Source organism: Streptomyces sp. NPDC007872 (assembly GCF_042868165.1).
Taxonomy (GTDB): domain Bacteria; phylum Actinomycetota; class Actinomycetes; order Streptomycetales; family Streptomycetaceae; genus Streptomyces.
Window position 1 is genome coordinate 173,116 of sequence record NZ_JBIAEA010000002.1, and the last position, 18,641, is coordinate 191,756.

General features: G+C 73.6%; 16 protein-coding genes and 1 tRNA gene. 6 read left to right on the plus strand and 11 right to left on the minus strand.

The window, feature by feature from the left end; translation table 11 throughout:
- Positions 1-21: 21 nt before the first annotated feature.
- Positions 22-1,173, minus strand: coding sequence for a hypothetical protein (locus ACFYNX_RS06035; protein ID WP_388658175.1), 1,152 nt, complete (start codon positions 1,171-1,173; stop codon positions 22-24).
- Positions 1,106-1,966: a phosphatase PAP2 family protein gene (locus ACFYNX_RS06040; RefSeq protein ID WP_388658178.1), complete on the minus strand. Its 861-nt coding sequence runs from the start codon at positions 1,964-1,966 to the stop codon at positions 1,106-1,108. The genes ACFYNX_RS06035 and ACFYNX_RS06040 overlap by 68 nt, the downstream gene beginning before the upstream one ends.
- Positions 1,967-2,109: 143 nt before the next feature.
- Between ACFYNX_RS06040 and ACFYNX_RS06045 the strand changes: the two genes are divergently transcribed.
- Entirely contained in the window at positions 2,110-2,706 is a 597-nt protein-coding gene (locus tag ACFYNX_RS06045) for a histidine phosphatase family protein (RefSeq protein ID WP_365538609.1), read from the plus strand.
- A 10-nt stretch (positions 2,707-2,716) separates the two neighbouring features.
- Here ACFYNX_RS06045 and ACFYNX_RS06050 read toward each other — a convergent pair whose 3' ends face one another.
- The gene (locus tag ACFYNX_RS06050) at positions 2,717-4,018 is read right to left on the minus strand and encodes a tetratricopeptide repeat protein (RefSeq protein WP_388658181.1); all 1,302 of its coding nucleotides are present in this window, start codon (positions 4,016-4,018) and stop codon (positions 2,717-2,719) included.
- A gap of 224 nt (positions 4,019-4,242) precedes the next feature.
- On the opposite strand from ACFYNX_RS06050, the gene ACFYNX_RS06055 reads away from it, so the two are divergent.
- Positions 4,243-4,692 carry a hypothetical protein gene (locus tag ACFYNX_RS06055; protein ID WP_388658183.1) on the plus strand — a complete coding sequence of 150 codons (450 nt, stop codon included), beginning with the start codon at positions 4,243-4,245 and terminating at the stop codon, positions 4,690-4,692.
- Between the two features lie 66 nt (positions 4,693-4,758).
- Positions 4,759-5,619, plus strand: a complete 861-nt coding sequence (locus ACFYNX_RS06060; protein ID WP_388658185.1) for a spermidine synthase — start codon at positions 4,759-4,761, stop codon at positions 5,617-5,619.
- Between the two features lie 20 nt (positions 5,620-5,639).
- Here ACFYNX_RS06060 and ACFYNX_RS06065 read toward each other — a convergent pair whose 3' ends face one another.
- Positions 5,640-6,245, minus strand: coding sequence for a hypothetical protein (locus ACFYNX_RS06065; RefSeq protein ID WP_388658188.1), 606 nt, complete (start codon positions 6,243-6,245; stop codon positions 5,640-5,642).
- A gap of 87 nt (positions 6,246-6,332) precedes the next feature.
- Here ACFYNX_RS06065 and ACFYNX_RS06070 point away from each other — a divergent pair, with 87 nt between their 5' ends.
- The 3 genes from ACFYNX_RS06070 (at position 6,333) to ACFYNX_RS06080 (ending at position 10,183) form a co-directional block, all read left to right on the plus strand.
- Complete coding sequence (locus tag ACFYNX_RS06070; RefSeq protein WP_388658191.1) at positions 6,333-7,034, plus strand: response regulator transcription factor; 702 nt, start codon at positions 6,333-6,335, stop codon at positions 7,032-7,034.
- Positions 7,031-8,509, plus strand: a complete 1,479-nt coding sequence (locus tag ACFYNX_RS06075; protein ID WP_388658194.1) for a sensor histidine kinase — start codon at positions 7,031-7,033, stop codon at positions 8,507-8,509. The genes ACFYNX_RS06070 and ACFYNX_RS06075 overlap by 4 nt, the downstream gene beginning before the upstream one ends.
- A gap of 159 nt (positions 8,510-8,668) precedes the next feature.
- Complete coding sequence (locus ACFYNX_RS06080) at positions 8,669-10,183, plus strand: cellulose binding domain-containing protein (protein ID WP_388658197.1); 1,515 nt, start codon at positions 8,669-8,671, stop codon at positions 10,181-10,183.
- 86 nt (positions 10,184-10,269) lie between these two features.
- Here the strand turns inward: ACFYNX_RS06080 and ACFYNX_RS06085 are convergent, their stop codons facing one another.
- The 7 genes from ACFYNX_RS06085 to ACFYNX_RS06115 form a co-directional block, all read right to left on the minus strand.
- Positions 10,270-11,919 carry a bifunctional aspartate transaminase/aspartate 4-decarboxylase gene (locus tag ACFYNX_RS06085; protein WP_388658199.1) on the minus strand — a complete coding sequence of 550 codons (1,650 nt, stop codon included), beginning with the start codon at positions 11,917-11,919 and terminating at the stop codon, positions 10,270-10,272.
- Between the two features lie 30 nt (positions 11,920-11,949).
- Positions 11,950-13,653 (minus strand): aspartate-alanine antiporter, encoded by a 1,704-nt coding sequence (gene aspT, locus ACFYNX_RS06090; RefSeq protein WP_388658202.1) that lies wholly within the window; start codon positions 13,651-13,653, stop codon positions 11,950-11,952.
- Between the two features lie 9 nt (positions 13,654-13,662).
- Positions 13,663-15,345 (minus strand): aspartate-alanine antiporter, encoded by a 1,683-nt coding sequence (aspT, locus tag ACFYNX_RS06095; RefSeq protein ID WP_388658205.1) that lies wholly within the window; start codon positions 15,343-15,345, stop codon positions 13,663-13,665.
- Positions 15,346-15,544: 199 nt separating this feature from the next.
- Positions 15,545-15,617, minus strand: a tRNA-His gene (locus ACFYNX_RS06100).
- Between the two features lie 176 nt (positions 15,618-15,793).
- Positions 15,794-16,396: an oligoribonuclease gene (gene orn / locus ACFYNX_RS06105; RefSeq protein WP_365538587.1), complete on the minus strand. Its 603-nt coding sequence runs from the start codon at positions 16,394-16,396 to the stop codon at positions 15,794-15,796.
- A gap of 124 nt (positions 16,397-16,520) precedes the next feature.
- Positions 16,521-17,687 (minus strand): helix-turn-helix domain-containing protein, encoded by a 1,167-nt coding sequence (locus ACFYNX_RS06110; protein ID WP_365538585.1) that lies wholly within the window; start codon positions 17,685-17,687, stop codon positions 16,521-16,523.
- Positions 17,688-18,109: 422 nt separating this feature from the next.
- On the minus strand, positions 18,110-18,472 hold the full coding sequence (locus tag ACFYNX_RS06115) for a hypothetical protein (RefSeq protein WP_388658208.1): 363 nt from the start codon (positions 18,470-18,472) through the stop codon (positions 18,110-18,112).
- Positions 18,473-18,641 lie beyond the last annotated feature (169 nt).

Sequence of the window (18,641 nt, forward strand, 5' to 3'; positions counted from 1 at the left end):
GCGGGGTGCGGGAAAGGGACGTCAGCAGGGGCATGCGACGTGCTCCCGGGGAGTGCGGGCGGGGGCCGAGGCCAGCGCCTCCTCGCGCAGCGCCCGCGCCCGCCGCAGGGCCGCCACCGCCGGGTCGTCCGGGTCGCCCGCCTCGCCGCGCGCCGCCGCCAGGACCGCGCCGACCGTCGTCAGGCCGCCCAGCTCACCCCGTACCGAACGGCCCAGGGTCTCCACCGCGCCCGTCTCCCGCGACCGCGCCCGGCAGTGGAAGGCCAGCTCACAGGCGGCCAGGCACTCCGGCGCGTACTGGTGGGGCACGGACTCCACGGAGGCCGTCAGCTCCTCCGGCGAGCGCTCGGCCACGTCGAAGCTGACGCCCTCCGGCAGGGCCTCCGCGATCTCGTCGATCCGGGTGAGCCGGCCGAGCTGACGCCGGGTCACCGCCCGCTGCTTGCGCACGTCGACGACCGAGGCCGTCGGCACGTTCGAGAAGTCCTTCGGGCAGACGAGGAGCACCGAGTGCGCCACCCGCGCGCCCTCCGTGACCGCCGCCACCCGTTCGAGCGCCAGCACGTACACGGCGGCCTGGCGGGCCGCCGCGCCCACCTTCGCCGCGTCGGCCGAACCGTCGACCGTCGGGAAGGACTTGATCTCGACCACCGTCCACCCGCCGTCGGGCCGCACCACCACCGCGTCCGGCTCCAGGTAGACCGGCGAGCCCGCCACCTCCAGGGCGAGCAGCGGATGGTCGAGCAGCGTCCACCCGCCGGACCCGGTCGCCTCCCGCAGCGCGAGCGCCGTGCGCGCCACCCGCCCCTCGGGACCGGCCGCCGTCAGCTCGGGCACGGCCACCCCGCCGGGCTCCTCCACCCCGAGCAGCCGCAGCAGTTCGCGGCCGCCGTCCGCCTTCACCTTCGCCTCGAAGGAGTTGCCCCGCACGATCGCGAACTGCGACTGCCCGAAGGGGGCCGGGGAGCCGAGCTTCGCGGCGAGCGCGGACTTGTCGACCCCGGCGCCGTCGAGCAGGGCCCGGCGCCGGCAGCCGGGGTTGGCCGCGAGCGCCGCGAGCGCCCGCGCGTCCAGCGGACGCGGTGCGACCCCCGGTCCGCGCAGCTCAGCGAGCAGGTGTCGACGTGTCGTCTGCGGCGGTCGCGGCGGACCGCTGTCCGGGGATGTGCTCACCCGCGAAAGTCTCGCATCCCCCACTGACAACCGGAGGGGCTTCCCCCGTTCCCGCGGTCCGGGCCGTCGTCGCGCGCAGGCGGTCGACCACCCGCAGCGCGCGCGGCGCGAGCAGGAACCCGGCCCCCATCACCGCCGCCCCCGCGACCGCGTCGAGCAGGTAGTGGTTGGCCGTCCCCATCACCACCACCGTCGTGAGCAGCGGATACGCCACCCCGAGCGCCTTCGTGACCGGAGTCCGCCCGTACCGCCACAGCATCACCCCGCACCACAGCGCCCACCCCACGTGCAGACTGGGCATCGCCGCGTACTGGTTGGTCATCCCGCCCAGTCCGCGCGGCGCGCTGGCCTCGCCGCCCCACCAGCCGTACGCGCTGAAGTGGGCCATCGTGTCGGTGAATCCGTGCGCCGCGTCGAGCAGCCGGGGCGGGCAGGTCGGCAGCAGCGTGAAGCCGACGAGCCCGAGCAGGGTGGCGGCCATCAGCCACGCGCGGGCCGCCCGGTAGTGCGCGGACCGCCGCCGGAACAGCCACACCAGGACCGCCGGGGTGACGAGGTAGTGCAGCGAGGCGTACGCGAAGTCCGCCGGGACCCCGAGCGCGGGGACGTCCGTGAACAGCCGGTTCAGGGGGCGCTCGGCGTCGATCCCCAGCAGCCCCTCCAGGCGCAGGACCGCCAGGCCGTGGCCGACGGCCGAGGCCTCGTCGCCCCGCACGAGCAGCCGCCCGCCGGTGTAGGCCGCGTACACGACGCCGATCAGCGACAGCTCGGCCCACCAGCGTGGCTCGCGCATGGACAAGGTCCCTCCCGCAGACGTACGGCCCGGGGGAGGGGACGCCGGGCGGCACCCGGAGGTTGCCCGCGTGTCGCCCCGGATTCGGGTGGGCGATGATGGAAGGAGCACGTCCGCACCGCGACACTCTGGAGAGCCCTCCCATGGCACCGCGCATCCTGCTCGCCCGGCACGGTCAGACCGAGTGGTCGCTCCTCGGCCGGCACACCGGCAGGACCGACATACCGCTGCTCGAAGAGGGGCGGCGCGGCGCGAAGCTGCTCGGCGAGCGCCTGCACCGCGGCCCCTGGCAGGGCCTGCCCGGCGTGGAGGTGCGCACCAGCCCCCTGGTCCGGGCGAGCGAGACCTGCGCCCTCGCCGGCTTCGGCGACCGGGCCGAGCCCTGGGACGCCCTGATGGAGTGGGACTACGGGGCGTACGAGGGCCTCACCCCGCCCCAGATCAAGGAGCGGCAGGCCGACTGGTTCATCTGGCGTGACGGCGTCCCGGAGGGCGAGACCCTGGCCCAGTTGTCGGACCGCGCCGACGAGGTCGTGGAGTGGGCCCGCTCCGCCGACCGCGACGTCCTGGTCTTCGCCCATGGGCACATCCTGCGCTCCATCGGCGCCCGCTGGCTCGGCGAGGACGTCTCCTTCGCCGCCCGCATCCGCCTCGACCCGACGAGCCTCTCGGTCCTGGGATGGGCGTACGACGCCCCGGCGATCGAGCGCTGGAACGACACCGGGCACCTGGAGCAGTGACTCCCGTACCTCAACGGGTGGCCGCCAGCACCCGCCCCGTCTCCGCGAGGAGTTCGCGGACGCGGGCCGAGGCGATGCCGTCGAGGGAGTCCACCACCCGCCGCGCCTCCGCCTCCGCCTCGTCCGGACGGCCCGCGTGCGCCAGGTCCCTGGCGAGCTGGGCGCGGTAGAGCGCGAGGTTCCGGGCGAAGTGCGGGTTCTGCAGGACCACGGCCCGGTGGGCGTGGCGGGCGGCCCGGCCCCGGTCGCCGAGCACCGCCCAGCACTGGGCCTCCTGCGCCTCCCGCTCCGGCTCGCCGAAGAAGGACATCCACTCGGGGTCGTCGTCGCCCGGACCGCGCTCGAAGAAGGCGTGGGCGCGGCCGAGGGCCCGCTCGCAGGCGGACCGGTCGCCGAGCCCCGCCCACGCGCACGCCTCCCGCAGCGAGAGCAGCGAGAGCAGCCGGGCCGACCCCAGGGGCCGCGCGGCCCGCAGCCCGGCCTGCGCCGCCCGGACCGCCTCCCGGTGGCGGCCGGTGTCCCGGGCCAGGAACGAGGTGTTGCAGAAGGCGTGCGCCTCCAGGGCCGCGTTCCCGGAACTCCCCGCCACGCGCGCGGTGGCCAGGGCCTCCGCGTAGTGCGAGCGCGCGTCCTCGTGCCGCCCCGAGTCGTGGGCCAGCCAGCCGACGGAGAGGGAGAGTTCGCCCGCGCCCGCGTGCAGCCGGTCCCCGGTGGAACGGCGGGCCGTGGTGCCGGCGTCGAGCAGCGCGTACGCGGTACGGAGCGGCTGGGCGGCGACCTTGTAGAGCCCGTCGGCGCCATGCCGGTCGTCGAGCAGCCGGATCTGCCGCACGGCGTCCTCGACGGCCCGCACCTCGGTCTCGCCGATCCGGTGGGTCCCGCGGGGGCTGGGGATGATCGCGACGGCGGGGCCGCCGAGTCCCAGCGAGGCGGCCGCCAGGGCGGCGGAGCCGCTCGTCACGAATGCGCGGCGCAGCACGTCGCTCTCCTCATCGTTCCGGGTCGTGGAGGCGGCGGGGGACGACGCCCCGGCCGGGACGGTCCGCCGCCGGCCGCGCACCGCCTCCCGTGCGGAGAACCCCAGGTCGGAGAGGCCGAGTCCGGGGAACATGTGCAGGAAGACCCGCTCGTACGCGTAGTTCGGGCAGCGGATCTCGCCCGCCTCCACGCGCCCGATGTAGCGGGCGTCGCACGCGACCCGTTCGCCGATCTCCCGCGCCGCCCGGCGGACGACCGCGGCGAACTCCGCCGGCGACTGCTGCCCGCGGAGCCTGCGGAAGGCGAGGTTGGGAACTGCCCGTGACATCGCCATGGCCGAGCCCTCTCCTGGTGCCGCCGGGTGGTCCGGCGGCAGAAACGTACCCGCTGTGACCGGATGCCTACACGGGGTTTGGCCACAAACCGGATATCTCGCCCGCGATCTGCCATGAACTGCCATCCTTTGCGGCGGGAAACCGCCGTAGCCGTTGACGCGTGCGGGCGTTGAACCGTAAGGAGAGACGAAACGTGTCTCCTCATGGAGCGAGGAGGGGTTTCATGTCGGAGATCGGTGCGCAGTCGGCCGCTCGGCCCGCGCCCGCCCCGGGCACCGCCGGGGCCGAGTCCGCCGCCGAGGCCTGGGACCTGGTCACCGTGCCGGTCCGCCAGGGACTGGAGGCCGTCGACATCCTGCGCCGCGCGGGAGCCCCCGCCGTCGGCCCGGTGGTGCACGACGGCACCTGCGACACCCTGGGCTTCCTGGTGCCGCCCGGCACCGCCGCCGGCTGGGACATGCCGGGCAGCGCCTGTACGCGCACCTCGGGGCGCGGCCTGCGCCTCCCCGAGCTGCCGGAGCTGCCGGAACCGGCCGGGGGCGCCCCCCGCCCGGCCGGCTGGCTGCTGCCCCCCGGCGACGGCGACACCGACCCGGTCACCGACCCCGTCGTCCTGCGCCGGGCGCTCGGCGAGGCGGCCCGGCTCATCGAGGCCGCCGACGGCTGTCGCTGAGCCCCCGGGTCCTGCCCGGCGGCCCCGGGCACGCCGGTCGCGGTCCGATCGTCCGATAATGGACCGATGGCCAGGAACAAGCAGCGCGACCGGGCGGCGACCCCCCTCACCGAGACCGTCGACGGCGGCCTCGCCGAACTCGTACCCGACCGGGAGCGCCCGCGCGCCTGGACGCTGCTCCTCGACGGCGCCCCGCAGTCGCACGTCGACCTGGACGACCCGGCACACCTCTCCTTCGAGTACCAGCGGCGCCTCGGCCACGCCGTGGACCTCGCCGCCCCGCCGAACCGCCCGCTCCAGGCCGTGCACCTCGGCGGCGGCGCCCTCACCCTCGCCCGGTACGTCGCCGCCACCCGGCCCCGCTCCACGCAGCAGGTCGTGGAGCTCGACGGGCCCCTGGTCCGGTTCGTCCGCCGGGAGCTGCCGCTCGACCCCGGCGCCCGCGTACGGGTCCGGACCGCCGACGCCCGCGCCGGCCTCGCCAAGGTCCAGGACGGCTGGGCGGACCTGATCATCGCGGACGTGTTCGGCGGAGCCCGTACCCCCGCCCATCTGACCAGCACCGAGTTCCTCGCCGAGGTGCGGCGGGCGCTGCAGCCCGGCGGCCTCTACGCGGCGAACCTGGCCGACGGCCCGCCGCTGGCCCATCTGCGCGGCCAGATCGCCACGGCCGCCGCCGTCTTCCCCGAACTGGCCCTGACCGCCGACCCGACCGTGCTGCGCGGCCGCCGCTTCGGCAACGCGGTCCTGCTCGCCTCCGACCGGGAGCTCCCGGTCGCCGAACTGACCCGCAGGGTCGCCACCGACCCGCACCCGGGGCGGGTCGAACACGGGCGGGCCCTCGCCGACTTCGCCGGGGGAGCGGCCCCGGTCACCGACGCGAGCGCCAAGCCGTCACCGGCCCCGCCCGCGTCCGTCTTCCGCTGATCCGTCGTCCGCCGGGGGCGTCAGACCGTGCGGTCGTCCATCTCCACGCGGGGCGCGGTGTCGTGCCACACGCAGAAGACCGACAACTCGCGGCCGTCCCGGGTGAAGGTCACCCGGATCCAGGTCGTCTGCTTCCAGACCTGCATCTGCCAGCCGGCGGCGGGCGTCGCGGAGACCAGTTCGGCCGAGGTCTCCCCGAGGTCGAAGGCGACCCGGCCGCCGTCCACGGCGTAGCTCTTCACGTTCCCGCCGGAGCCGGAGTCCGGCTTCGCGTCCGAGTCCGGATGCGCCTCCGGCGGCGGACTCGAGGAGGGCGCCGCCGGGCTCGCCGCCGTGGGCTCCCGCCGCCGCGTCGGCGTGGCGGCCGGGGAGGCCGAGGACGTGGGCCCGGTCGTCGGCGGGGCGGACGCGGAGGTCCCGTCGGGGCCGGGGTAACTGGTCGAGGAGGTCAGCGGGCCGTCGCCCGGGCCCTGCGTCCCGTCCGAGGCCCAGAGCGGCACGGGCAGCGCGCGCGGCGGGTCGTACACGGTTCCGGACAGCACCGTGTGCACTCCCCACCAGGACAGGGTGACCGCCGCTCCGGTGGCGAGCGACCAGGCAAGGGCGTGGACCAGTCCTCTTCGCACCGGCCCATAGTGCACCACCCCCGGCCGTTCCGGATCGGAGGGTGGACATGGTCGGATGATCAGTCCGCATGGCGTACGGTGCCGCCCATGGCAAGTGTGCTCGTGGTCGAGGACGACCAGTTCGTGCGCTCCGCCCTCATCCGGCAGCTCTCCGAGGCGTCCCACACCGTACGCAGCGTAGGCACGGCACTGGAGGCGTTGCGCGAGGTCGCCCATTTCCGTTTCGACGTGGTCATCCTCGACCTCGGACTGCCCGATCTGGACGGGTCCGAGGCGCTCAAGATGCTGCGCGGCATCACCGACGTACCGGTGATCATCGCGACCGCCCGGGACGACGAGGCCGAGATCGTGCGGCTCCTGCACGCCGGGGCGGACGACTACCTCGTCAAGCCCTTCTCGGTCGACCACCTCTCGGCCCGGATGGCCGCCGTCCTGCGCCGCGCCCGGTCCGGCGCCGGCGAGGCCCCGCCCTCCCGGGTCATCCGGGTCGGCAGGCTCACCGTCGACCCGCTGCGCCGCCAGGCGGAACTGGACGGCACGCCCCTGGACCTGACCCGGCGCGAGTTCGACCTGCTCGCCTTCCTCGCCGGGCGGCCCGGCGTGGTCGTCCCGCGCAAGGAGCTGCTCGCCGAGGTGTGGCAGCAGTCCTACGGCGACGACCAGACCATCGACGTCCACCTGTCGTGGCTGCGGCGCAAGCTCGGCGAGACGGCCGCCCGCCCCCGCTACCTGCACACCCTGCGCGGGGTGGGCGTGAAGCTGGAACCGCCCGGGGAGCCGCGGCCGTGAGGTGGGCGCTCGTCAAGGTGTGCCTGGCCGTCACCGCCATGGTCGTGGTCGCCTTCGCCGTCCCCCTCGGGCTCGTCGTCAAGGAGATGGCCCGCGACCGGGCCTTCTCCAACGCCGAACGGCGGGCCGCCGGGCTCGCCCCCGTCCTCGCCATCACCACCGACCGCGACGAGCTGGACAGGGCCGTCGCCACCACCGAGGACGGGGCCGCCGGCCGGCTCGCCGTCCACGTCCCCGCCGAGGTGCCGGACGGCCCGCCCCTGGAGATCGGCACCCGCCGGGCGGGGCAGGAGGCCCTGACGGCCACCCGGGAACTCGGCCGCGCCTCCATCACCGAGGTGCCCGGCGGCTTCGCGCTGCTCCAGCCCACCGCGCTCAGCAGCGGCCAGGTCGCGGTCGTCGAACTCTTCGTCCCCGAGGGCGAGGTGTCCAACGGCGTCGGCACCGCCTGGCTGGTCCTCGCCGGGGTCGGCGCCGCCCTGATCGTCGGCTCCGTCGCCGTCGCCGACCGCCTCGGCGTCCGCATGGTCCAGCCCGCCCAGCGGCTCGCGGGCGCCGCCCACGACCTGGGCGAGGGGCGACTCGGCGCCCGGGTCCCCGAGGAGGGGCCGCCGGAGCTCAAGTCCGCCGCCGTCGCCTTCAACTCGATGGCCGACCAGGTCGTCCAGCTCCTCGCCAACGAGCGGGAGCTGGCCGCCGACCTCTCCCACCGGCTGCGCACCCCGCTGACCGTGCTCCGGCTCAACGCCGCCTCGCTCGGCTCCGGTCCGGCCGCCGAGCAGACCCGCGCGGCCGTCGAACAGTTGGAGCGCGAGGTCGACATCATCATCCGCACGGCCCGGGAGGCGAAGCCGCAGACCCAGGCGACCGGCCCGGGCGCGGGCTGCGACGCCGCCGAAGTGGTGCGCGAGCGGATGGACTTCTGGTCGGCGCTCGCCGAGGACGAGGGGCGCCGGGTGCGGGTCGCGGGCGTCGAGCGCCCGGTCCGCATCCCGGTCGCCCGCCCCGAACTCGTCGCCGCGCTCGACGCCCTCCTCGGCAACGTCTTCCGCCACACCCCGGAGGGCACCGCCTTCTCCATCGACGTCCACAACGGCGACGACGCCGTCATCGTCCTGGTCTCCGACGCGGGCCCCGGCATCGACGACCCGACCGCCGCCCTGGCCCGGGGCAACAGCGGCGCCCGGGACGGCTCCACGGGCCTCGGCCTGGACATCGTGCGGCGCGTGGCGGAGGGCACCGGCGGCGACGTCCGCATCGGCCGCTCGGTCCTCGGCGGTACGGAGGTCCGCGTCTGGATCGGCCTCGGCGGACGCGCCGGAGCGGGCGACCCGGCCGGCCCGCACGGCCGCCGGGGCCACCGCCCGGCCCGCCGCAGGCGCGGGGGCACGGGGACGCGGCGGGCCAAGGAGGGCCGACCACCGGGGGAGGGCTCCCCGGGAGTGCCCCCGGGCCCCGGTGTCCCCCGGGAGTGACCTCCCGGAGAGCCCGGCAGGAACCTTTCCTGGTTCCGATGGGCACCTTAAGCGGACCCTAAGGATCCCCGCCCCCGCCCCCGATCCCCCGCTTTGTCCGTTCCCCGCTCGCTAGCGTGCTGCCGCACCCCCACTTCCGCACGCAGAGGCAGGCACGCCATGGGCACCAGAGCGCACCGGCGCAGGGCGAGTACGAGGACCAAGGTCGTCGGAGCGGTCGTCACGGCGGCCGTCGTCGGCGGCGCGGCCCTCGCGTTCACCGGCACCGCCCAGGCCGCCTCCGTCGGCGCCGCCTACACCCGGACCAGCTCCTGGACCGGCGGTTACACCGGCCAGTACGTCGTCACCAACGAGACGTCCGCCGCCCAGACCGACTGGACCCTGGAGTTCGACCTCCCGGCCGGGACCACCCTCGGCTCCCTCTGGAACGGCGAGCACACCGTCTCCGGCCGGCACGTCACCGTGAAGCCCGCGAGCTGGAACCGGGAGCTGGCACCGGGCCGCTCCGTCACCGTCGGTTTCGTCACCTCCGCCGCCGGCGAGGCGGGCGACCCCGCCAACTGCCTCATCAACAAGGCGTCCTGCTCCGCCGGCGGCCCCGCCCCCACGCCCAGCGGCCGCCCCACCGAGCAGCCCACGGCCACCGCCTCCCCCACGGCGACGGTCAGGCCGACCCCGACCCCGACCGCGTCCGCCACCACGGCCCCCGCGCCGACCCCCACGCGGACGCAGACCCCGGCCCCGACGCCCACCCCGACGGCCTCCACGCCGGCCCCCGTCACCGGCGCACGGTTCGCCCCGTACGTCGACACCTCGCTCTACCCGGCGTACGACCTGCTCGCGACCGCCGACGCCACCGGCGTGAAGGAGTTCAACCTCGCCTTCATCACCTCCGGCGGCGCCTGCGCCCCGCTGTGGGGCGGGGTCACCGACCTGGCGAACGACAAGGTCGCCGCCCAGATCGGCGCCCTGCGCGCCAAGGGCGGTGACGTCCGCGTCTCCTTCGGCGGCGCCGCGGGACACGAGCTGGCCCTGAACTGCTCCTCCGCCCCGGCGCTCGCCGCCGCGTACGGCAAGGTGGTCGACCAGTACGGGCTGACCAAGGTCGACTTCGACATCGAGGGCGCGGCCCTGCCGGACACCGCCGCCAACACCCGGCGCTCGCAGGCGATCGCCCAGCTCCAGAAGGCCCACCCGGGCCTGGACGTCTCCTTCACCCTGCCGGTCATGCCCGAGGGCCTGACCCAGCCGGGCGTGGACCTGCTGGCCGACGCCAAGCGGAACGGGGTCCGCGTCGACGCCGTCAACATCATGGCGATGGACTACGGCCCGGCGTACAGCGCCGACATGGGCACGTACGCGGTCCAGGCCGCGACCGCGACGCAGGCCCAGATCAAGGGCGTCCTCGGGCTCTCCGACGCGGCCGCCTGGAAGGCCGTCGCCGTCACCCCGATGATCGGCGTCAACGACGTCACCACCGAGGTCTTCAAGGTCGAGGACGCCACCCAGCTCGTCGACTTCGCGAAGTCCAAGGGCCTCGGCCGGCTCTCCATGTGGTCCTCGACCCGCGACAAGCAGTGCCCGGACGATGCCGTGAACCGCGCCGACGCCACCTGCTCCTCGATCCTCCAGCAGCCACTGGCCTTCACGAAGGCGTTCGCCGCCTACCGGTAGGCCCTCACGGACCACTGTGCCCCCCACACCGCGCGCCCCGGTCGGCCCCCCTACCTCCGACCGGGGCGCGCCCCTCTTGCCTCTCGTCAGGCCCCCGAGGCCCGCCACTCCTCCGCGTACGCGTCGAAGATCGCCCGCAGGTGGTGGCCGATCTTCAGGTAGTCCAGGTCGTCCAGGTTGGCGAGCGACACCCGCACGGACCACTCCGGGCCGTCGAAGCCGCCGCCGTTGAGCAGGACCACGCCCGTCTGCTGGGCCAGCCGGAACAGCGGGTCCACCGGCTCGTAGTTCTTCTCCAGGAAGTCCGCGAACGGCTTGCCGTGCACCCGCTCGGCCTCCGCGAGCAGGTCCAGCTCGATGTAGTAGGCGGCCCGCTGCGGATCCTCCGAGATCTTCATCCAAGCGCCCTCCAGGAGCAGTTCGAGCCGCTGATTGACGATCCCGCGGATCCGCTCCTTGTACGCCCGCCCCTCCTCCAGCATGTCGAAGAGGGAGAAGAGCACCATCATGACCTGCTGCGGCAGCGAGAGCCCGGCCGTGTGGTTGAGCGCCACCTGGCGCGAGTCCGCCACCATCCGGTCGATGAACCGCATCTTCCCCGGTTCGAGCGTCAGCGTCCCGTACCGCTTGTTCAGCCGCTCCTTCTCCTCCTCCGGCAGCCCGGCCAGCATCGCGTCGATCACGTTGTCGTCGTTCAGGCCGATGACGCCGAGCCGCCAGCCCGTGGCGCCGTAGTGCTTGGAGTACGAGTACACGAGCAGCGTGTTGCGCGGCAGGTCGGCGGCGATCGAGCGGAAGCCCGGCACGAACGTCCCGTACACGTCGTCCGTGACGATCAGCAGGTTCGGGTTCTTCGAGGCGACGATCTCCTTGATCTGGTCGGTGACCCGCCGGCTCAGCGCGAGGGACGGCGGGTTCGACGGGTTCACCAGGCAGACCAGCTTGACGGAGGGGTCCTCCAGCTTGGCGACCTCCTCGGCCGGATAGCGCCACTGGCGCACCCCGGTCTCGGTGAAGAGGCTCGCCTCGACCGTCACCACGTCGAAGTCGTAGGTGTCCAGCTCGGGGATCTCGATGTACGGGGTGAAGACCGGGACCATCAGGGCGATCCGGTCGCCCTTCCTCAGCAGCCCGTTCTTCATCAGGGAGTCGAAGATGTAGCACATGGCGGCCGTGCCGCCCTCGGTCGCGAACAGCGAGGTGGTCCCGGCCGGCGGCTTCCCGTCGAACATCTCGTCGTCGAGGTAGCCGCGCACGATCCGCTCGGCGTGCGGCAGCATCCGGTCGGGGACCGGGTAGTTGTCGCCGACCGAACTGTCCGTCAGCTCGTGCAGGAACGAGTCCCGGTCGAAGCCGAAGCGCTCCACCGCGTACGCCACGCTCTTCTCCAGGAGCTCGATCCCCGGCAGGTCGGGGTGCTGCCGGACGAAGGCGTCGAAGCGCTCGCCGGACCCCTTCACCTCGGGCATGCCGCCCAGGTCGTCGGCGGTCCACACGCGGCGGGACTCCGCCAGGGAGAAGTAGCCGAGGGCGTAGAAGGCCTCGCGCGGTCCGGTGGCCACCCAGTTCGGGTTGCCGCGGCCCGCGTTGAGCATCTGGACCTGCGACTTGTCCTTCTGCCCCGGCTGGTCCTCCTGGGCCTCCTTGGCGAGCGAGATGAAGGTGTCCTTGAGTTCGAACGGGGAGAGCTGCGCGAAGGACCTGATCTCCTCGCGGGTGAACGTGGGCTTGGGCACGGCATGTCCTTCCGTACGGGAGGGTTCGCGTCAGTGGTGGAGGATGACGATCACGGCGCCCCAGATGGTCAGCAGGACGTTGCCCACCGCGTAGGGGATCGTGTAGCCGAGGGTCGGGATCTGGGACCGGGACTGTTCGTTGATCGCGCCGATCGCCGCGGTCGTGGTCTGGCCGCCGGCCAGGACGCCCATCAGGAGCGGGAAACGGATCTTCTGCACGTAGTGGCCGACGAGGAAGCCCACGAGCAGCGGGATCACGGTGGCCACCGCGCCCCAGAGCAGCAGCCCCCAGCCGGCCGACGCCAGGCCGCTGGTGAAGCTCGGCCCGGCGTTGATGCCGACGACCGCGACGAACAGGCACAGGCCCAGGGTGTCCATGAACCACTGGGCGCCGGGCGGGACGTTGCCGTACGTCGGGTACTTGCCGCGGATCCAGCCGAAGACCAGGCCCATGATCAGCGCGCCGCCGGAGGTGGAGAGCGAGATCGGCACGCCGGACACGGTCAGGGCCGGGATGCCGACGCAGCCGCCGAGGAAGACGCCGAGGCCCACCCAGAGCATGTCGGTGGCGAAGGAGGTCGGCACGGGCTTGCCGATCGCCTTCCCCGCCGGGTCCACGAGCCGCTTCGGCCCGGTCAGGACCAGCGTGTCGCCGCGCTCCACGGTGGTGGAGAGGCGGTACGGGTACTCGGCGCCCGCCCGGTAGAGCCTGTCGACGTACACGCCCACCATGAAGGGCTCGCGGCGCAGGTCCGCGATGCTCCTGCCGAGCTGGGCCTTCTCCGAGGCGACCACGTGCAGGGTCTCCGTCTGGTACCCGAGCAGTTCGACGTCGTCCGCCTCGGGCCCGACACGGGTCAGCGGGTCGAACTCCACGAGCGAGCCGCGCAGCGCGCTGAGCGCCACGGTGTCGCCCTCGTGGAGCACGGTCTGCTGGTCGTGGTCGAGGACCGTGCCGTCGCGCCGTACCCGGGTGATGTAGACGCGGCGGCCGAGCGCCTTCTGCTGCTGCTCGAAGTCGTCGATGGTGCGGCCGGCCAGGTCGGGGCGCTCGACGCGGTACGCGCGCAGCACGACCTCGTAGTAGCCCTCGGCCAGGTCGGGGTCGTCGCCGGGGGCGTCCAGCTCCTTGGCGAGCCGCGCCGACTCGGCGGCCAGGTCCCGCTTGTACAGCCTGGGCAGGACGTTGGCGAGGAGCAGCGCGCAGAGGATCGTGCCGAGCGGGTACGTGACGGCGTAGCCGATCGCGACCAGGTTCTCCTCGGACTTCGCCTGCGCGGCGGAGAGCCCCGGCAGGTTGCCGATGGCGTCCTGGGCGACGCCGATGACGGCGGACTGGGTGAGCGCGCCGCCGAGGAGCCCGGCGGAGAGCCCGGGGCCGTACCCGAGCATCGCCGCGAAGCCCCAGGAGACGAGCAGCCCCGTCACGCAGACGACGACGGCGTTGACGACCTGCGGCAGGCCGTCCTTCTTCAGGCCCCGGAAGAACTGCGGGCCGACCTTGTAGCCGAGGGCGAAGAGGAACAGGGTGAAGAACAGGTTCTTCACCGTCGCGTCGATGGTGACCTTGAACTGCGCGCCGAGCAGCAGCCCGGCCACCAGGCAGCCGGTGACGGCGCCGAGCGCGATCGCCCGGTAGCGGAGCTTTCCGAAGAGGAAGCCGAGCGCGACGGTGAGGAAGACGAGCAGCTCGGGGTGGGGCTGGAAGACGTTCCGGTTCAGGAAGTCGATCATCGCGTCGCCTCACGCCCCCAGGATGCCGACGAGCAGCGGGCCGGTCAGGGGGAGCAGGAAGTTGGAGAGGGTGTACGTGATCGTGTAGCCGAGCATCGGGACCGAGCTCTGGGCCACCTGGGTGATCGAGGTGATGGCCGGGGTCGAGCACTGCTGGCCCGCGATGGCGCCGATGAGCAGCGGTTTCTCGATCTTCAGCAGCTTGCGGCCGACGACGAGGGAGATCGTCGCGGGCACCAGGACCATCGCGATCCCCGCGAACGGCAGCAGCGCCCCGTACTCCTTGAGCAGCGGCCAGGCCTGCGGGCCCGACACCAGGCCCGTGCAGGCGATGAAGATCGCCAGGCCCATGTCCTTGAGGGTGGAGGCGGCCTGCGGCGGGAAGGCGCCGAAGGTCTGGGTGCGGGACCGGAACCAGCCGAAGAGCAGCCCGGAGATCAGACAGCCGCCGCCGGTGCCGAGCGACATGGGGACGTCGCCGAACTCGATCACGACCTGGCCGAGCAGCGAGCCGCAGACGATGCCGAGCCCGAGGTAGATGAAGTCCGTGGCGTCGTTCTTCACGGTCGCGCCGATCCGGGACGCCAGTTTGCCCAGGCCCGAGCGGGCGCCGACCAGGGTGAGCACGTCACCGCGGTCGACGACGGTCTCGGGGGTGGCGGGCAGGTGCTGGTCGTTGCGCAGCACGTCCGTCACGTACACCCCGCCGGAGGAGAACTCCGGGTGCTCCCTGGAGAGGGTGTCCAGGGACTTGCCGGAGACGCCCTTGTCGGTCAGGGAGACCTGGGTGGTGGCGAGCGGGGTGTCCAGGCCGGGGACGGCCGGCGTCTCGGGGCCGATGACCCGGCCCGCCTCGATGATGTTGGCCCGCCGGCCGACGGCGAGCACCAGGTCGGAGAGGGTGAGCACGAAGCCGGGCGGGGGAGGGGTGAGCACCTTGCTGCCGCGTTTCACCGCCTCGACGGTGACCCGGCCGCCGAGCGAGCGCTCCAGGTCGGCGACCCCGGTCCCGTCCGCGTGCGTGACCAGGAACGTCCGGCCGACCAGGCCCGGGAGCGCCTCGCGCTCGTCGGACTCCAGGCCGCCGCCCTCGCCGCGCATCCGCTCCCACAGCTCGCGCGAGGCGTCGCGGAGGTTGATCCGCATGAGCATCGGCATGATCTGGCTGGTGTAGATGACGATGGTGACGAGGCCGAACAGGTAGCAGACGGTGTACGCGGTGGCCACGTGGCCCTGGTACTGGGTGATCTGCTCCTGGGTCAGGTCGCTCAGCTTGGCGATGGACTCGGTGGCCGTGCCGACGACCGCCGACTCGGTGGCCGCGCCGGCGAGGATGCCCGCGGCGGTGCCGACGTCCAGGTCGAAGGCCTCCGCGAGACCGAGGGCGATGCCGATGACGCAGACGACCTCGATGAGGCAGAGGGCGAAGAAGCGCAGGCTCTTCCGGTTGAGGTTGGCGAAGAACTGCGGCCCCGCCATGTAGCCGAGCGAGAAGATGAAGAGCGCGAAGAAGATCGTCTTCACGTCGTCGGAGACGGTGGCCTTCGTCCAGGCGCCGAGGAGCAGCGAGACGATCAGGGTGCCGCAGATGCCGCCGAGGGTGATGGGGCCGACACGCAGCTTGCCGACGAGGTAGCCGGCGGCGAGGGAGAGGAAGAGGACGAGTTCGGGATGGTCACGCAGGATCCCCATCCGCTCTCACCCCGCCCCCGGTGCCCGGAGAAATCCTGACGATATAGGACATAAAGGGAAGCTAGCAGGGGCTCCGGGCGCGGGGGTCGCCGCTTGGTCCGAACGGATGAGCGGGCGGGAGCGGGGCGGAAGCGCCGGGCGCGGACGCGCGGAAACGACCGAGGCCCCGGTTCTCACGAACCGGGGCCTCGGTGAAGAGGGTGAGTAACGGGACTCGAACCCGCGACATCCTGGACCACAACCAGGTGCTCTACCAACTGAGCTATACCCACCATGACCGGCGGTTTTCCCGAAGGTTTCCCCGACCGGCCGAGAAGAAGTCTACAGGGTCCGGGAGGGTGCTCGCGCCCGCGTTTCCCGGAGGGGCGTTCGAGGGCGCGAGCGGGGTGCGCGGGCGCGGGCGGGGGTGCGGGCGCGGGCAGGCGGTCGGCCCGCGGTCAGCCCGGGGTCATTCCGCGGGGAGGACGTGGCGCGCCGCGATCCGCTTGGCGGTCTCCGAGTCGGGGCCGGGCTGCGGCACGAAGACCGCCTCGCGGTAGTAGCGCAGTTCGGCGATGGACTCGCGGATGTCGGCGAGCGCCCGGTGGTTGCCGTTCTTCTCCGGACTGTTGAAGTACGCCTTCGGGTACCAGCGGCGGGCCAGTTCCTTGACCGAGGAGACGTCGACGATCCGGTAGTGCAGGTGGCCCTCCAGGGCGGGCATGTCGCGGGCGAGGAAACCGCGGTCGGTGGAGACCGAGTTCCCGCACAGCGGCGCCTTGCCGGGCTCCTTGACGTGCTCGCGGACGTAGGCCAGGACCTGGGCCTCGGCGTCGGCGAGCGTGGTGCCGCCCGCCAGCTCGTCGAGCAGCCCCGAGGCCGTGTGCATCTGGCGCACGATCTCCGGCATGGTCTCCAGGGCCGCGTCCGGCGGACGGATCACGATGTCCACGCCGTCGCCCAGCACGTTCAGTTCCGAGTCGGTGACCAGCGCGGCCACCTCGATGAGTGCGTCGTCCGTCAGCGAGAGCCCGGTCATCTCGCAGTCGATCCACACCAAGCGATCGTTCATGCGTCCACCTTAGGGGGTGTCCGGGGGATCGGATCCGGCCCGGCAGCCCGACGGGCGCCCGGGGGAGGTGTCCCCGGGCGCCCGTCGTTCCTGCGTGCGCGGCTTGTGGCCGCGGGTCCTTCGGTTACGGCGCGCTGCGCTGGCCCGGGAGGGAGGGGCGCCCGGGAGCGTAGGCGTCGGAATGCGGCTTGCCCGGCTCCGGCGGGACCGGCCGCCGGACGCCGGCCGCGACCTGGGCGGGCACGACCGGGTCGAGCACCGCCGTACCGGCCTCGGCCTGCGGCCGCCGGGCGCGGTACGCCGCCCGGTAGGCCGCCGGCGAGGAGCCGAGCTGGCGCCGGAAGTGGCCGCGCAGCGCCACCGGCGAGCGGAAGCCGCACCTGCCCGCCACCTCGTCGACCGAGTAGTCGGAGGTCTCGAGCAGCCGCTGCGCCTGGAGCACCCGCTGGGTGATCAGCCACTGGAGCGGGGCCGAGCCCGTGAGGGAGCGGAACCGGCGGTCGAAGGTCCGCCGCGACATGTACGCGCGCGCCGCGAGGGTCTCCACGTCGAACTGCTCGTGGAGGTGTTCGAGCGCCCAGGCGACGACCTCGGCCAGCGGGTCGGCGCCGATCTCCTCGGGTAAAGACCTGTCGAGGTAGCGCTCCTGACCGCCGCTGCGCCGCGGCGGGACGACCAGGCGGCGCGCCAGGGCGCCCGCGGCCTCCGTGCCGTGGTCGGTCCGCACGATGTGCAGACACAGATCGATTCCGGCCGCGGTGCCGGCGGAGGTCAGCACGTCCCCGTCGTCGACGAAGAGCTCCCGCGGGTCCACGTGGACCGACGGGTAGCGCTTGGCGAGCGTCGGCGCGTACATCCAGTGCGTGGTCGCCGGGCGGCCGTCGAGCAGTCCGGCCGCGGCCAGGACGAACGCCCCGGTGCACAGCCCGACGATCCTGGCCCCCTCCTCGTGTGCGCGGCGCAGCGCGTCGAGCGCCTCCGGCGGCGGCGGCGAGGTGATCGACCGCCAGGCCGGGACGACGACGGTGCCCGCCCGGCCGATGGCCTCCAGGCCGTACGGCGCGGTGAGTTCGAGCCCGCCGGTGGTCCGCAGCGGCCCTTCCTCACCGGCGCAGACGAGCAGCCGGTAACGTGGCACTCCGGCGTCCTGCCGGTCGATGCCGAACACGGAGAGCGGGATGGAGCTCTCGAAGATGGGGCCGCCGCTGAACAGCAGCACCGCGACGACTTCGCGGCGGCGGCGCCCGGACAGTTTCCGTCCGGCCTCCGCTGCGGTGGAGTCCTGGCTCATGACGCTAAGCCCCCCTCGGTGTTCGCGTCTCCCTGGTCGTGTCGCACCTGCACGTTTCCCCTCGGTTTTGCACGAGACCCCAGTCTTCGGTACCCATGATCGAATCTACTGCGTCCCGTGGCGGCGGGGTGACAAGTTCTCCATCCGGTGGATTGTCGACAAGGCAACTTGGCGTGAAGCGATCGATGACGGGCAGGTGCCTCCGGAAGCTCCGGAGGGGCGCGCCGGAGTGACGAACGCCCCGGTGCGAGGGGGGTGTGACCCTCTGGGACAAGGCTTCCGGGGGTGTCGGGGCCACGGTTGGCCAATCGTTACGCCAAGGACTCGCCGGTCACTGGAAGTTGGCTGAAAACGTATGGGCTCGGGTGTACGAGCCTGTCAACTCGAAGGGGGTCCGGACCGGCCACGGGCCCCTTCCGGAGTCAGCTCCGGTGTCCGCCCCGGGAGGTCTCCGCGCGGAGACCCCGCTCCGAGCGCCGCAGCAGCAGCCGGCAGGCCGCCGTCACCGAGACGAGGCCCAGGGCGGCGCCCGCCGCGCCGGCGAGCGAGGTGCCGTAGACGACGAGGACCACCGGGACCAGGACGCAGCAGAAGACCGCCCAGCGGACGACGTCGCCGGCGGCCTGCTCCCTCCCTCCCGCCCCCGCGTCCGGGACGGCCCGCTCCCCCTTTCCCGCGCCCGTGGCGACGGGAGGGGCGTCCGTACGGCGGTGGGCGCGGGGCGCGGCGAGCGTCGGGGTGGGGGTGACGGGGGACCGGCGGTCGGCGGTCGGCGGTACGGGCACGGGCGCTCTCCCTGCGACGGCGGGGCGGTGTGGGGCGGACCTGTGGCAACGAGGAACGGAACGCTCCGGTCACTCCCGGTGGCGTCCGTTCGGTCCCGTGGACCCGCCCGGCCCGGCGCCCCGGCTGCCCTCCGCCCGGCCCCGCGGGCCCTCCCCGTCCGGTCCCCGG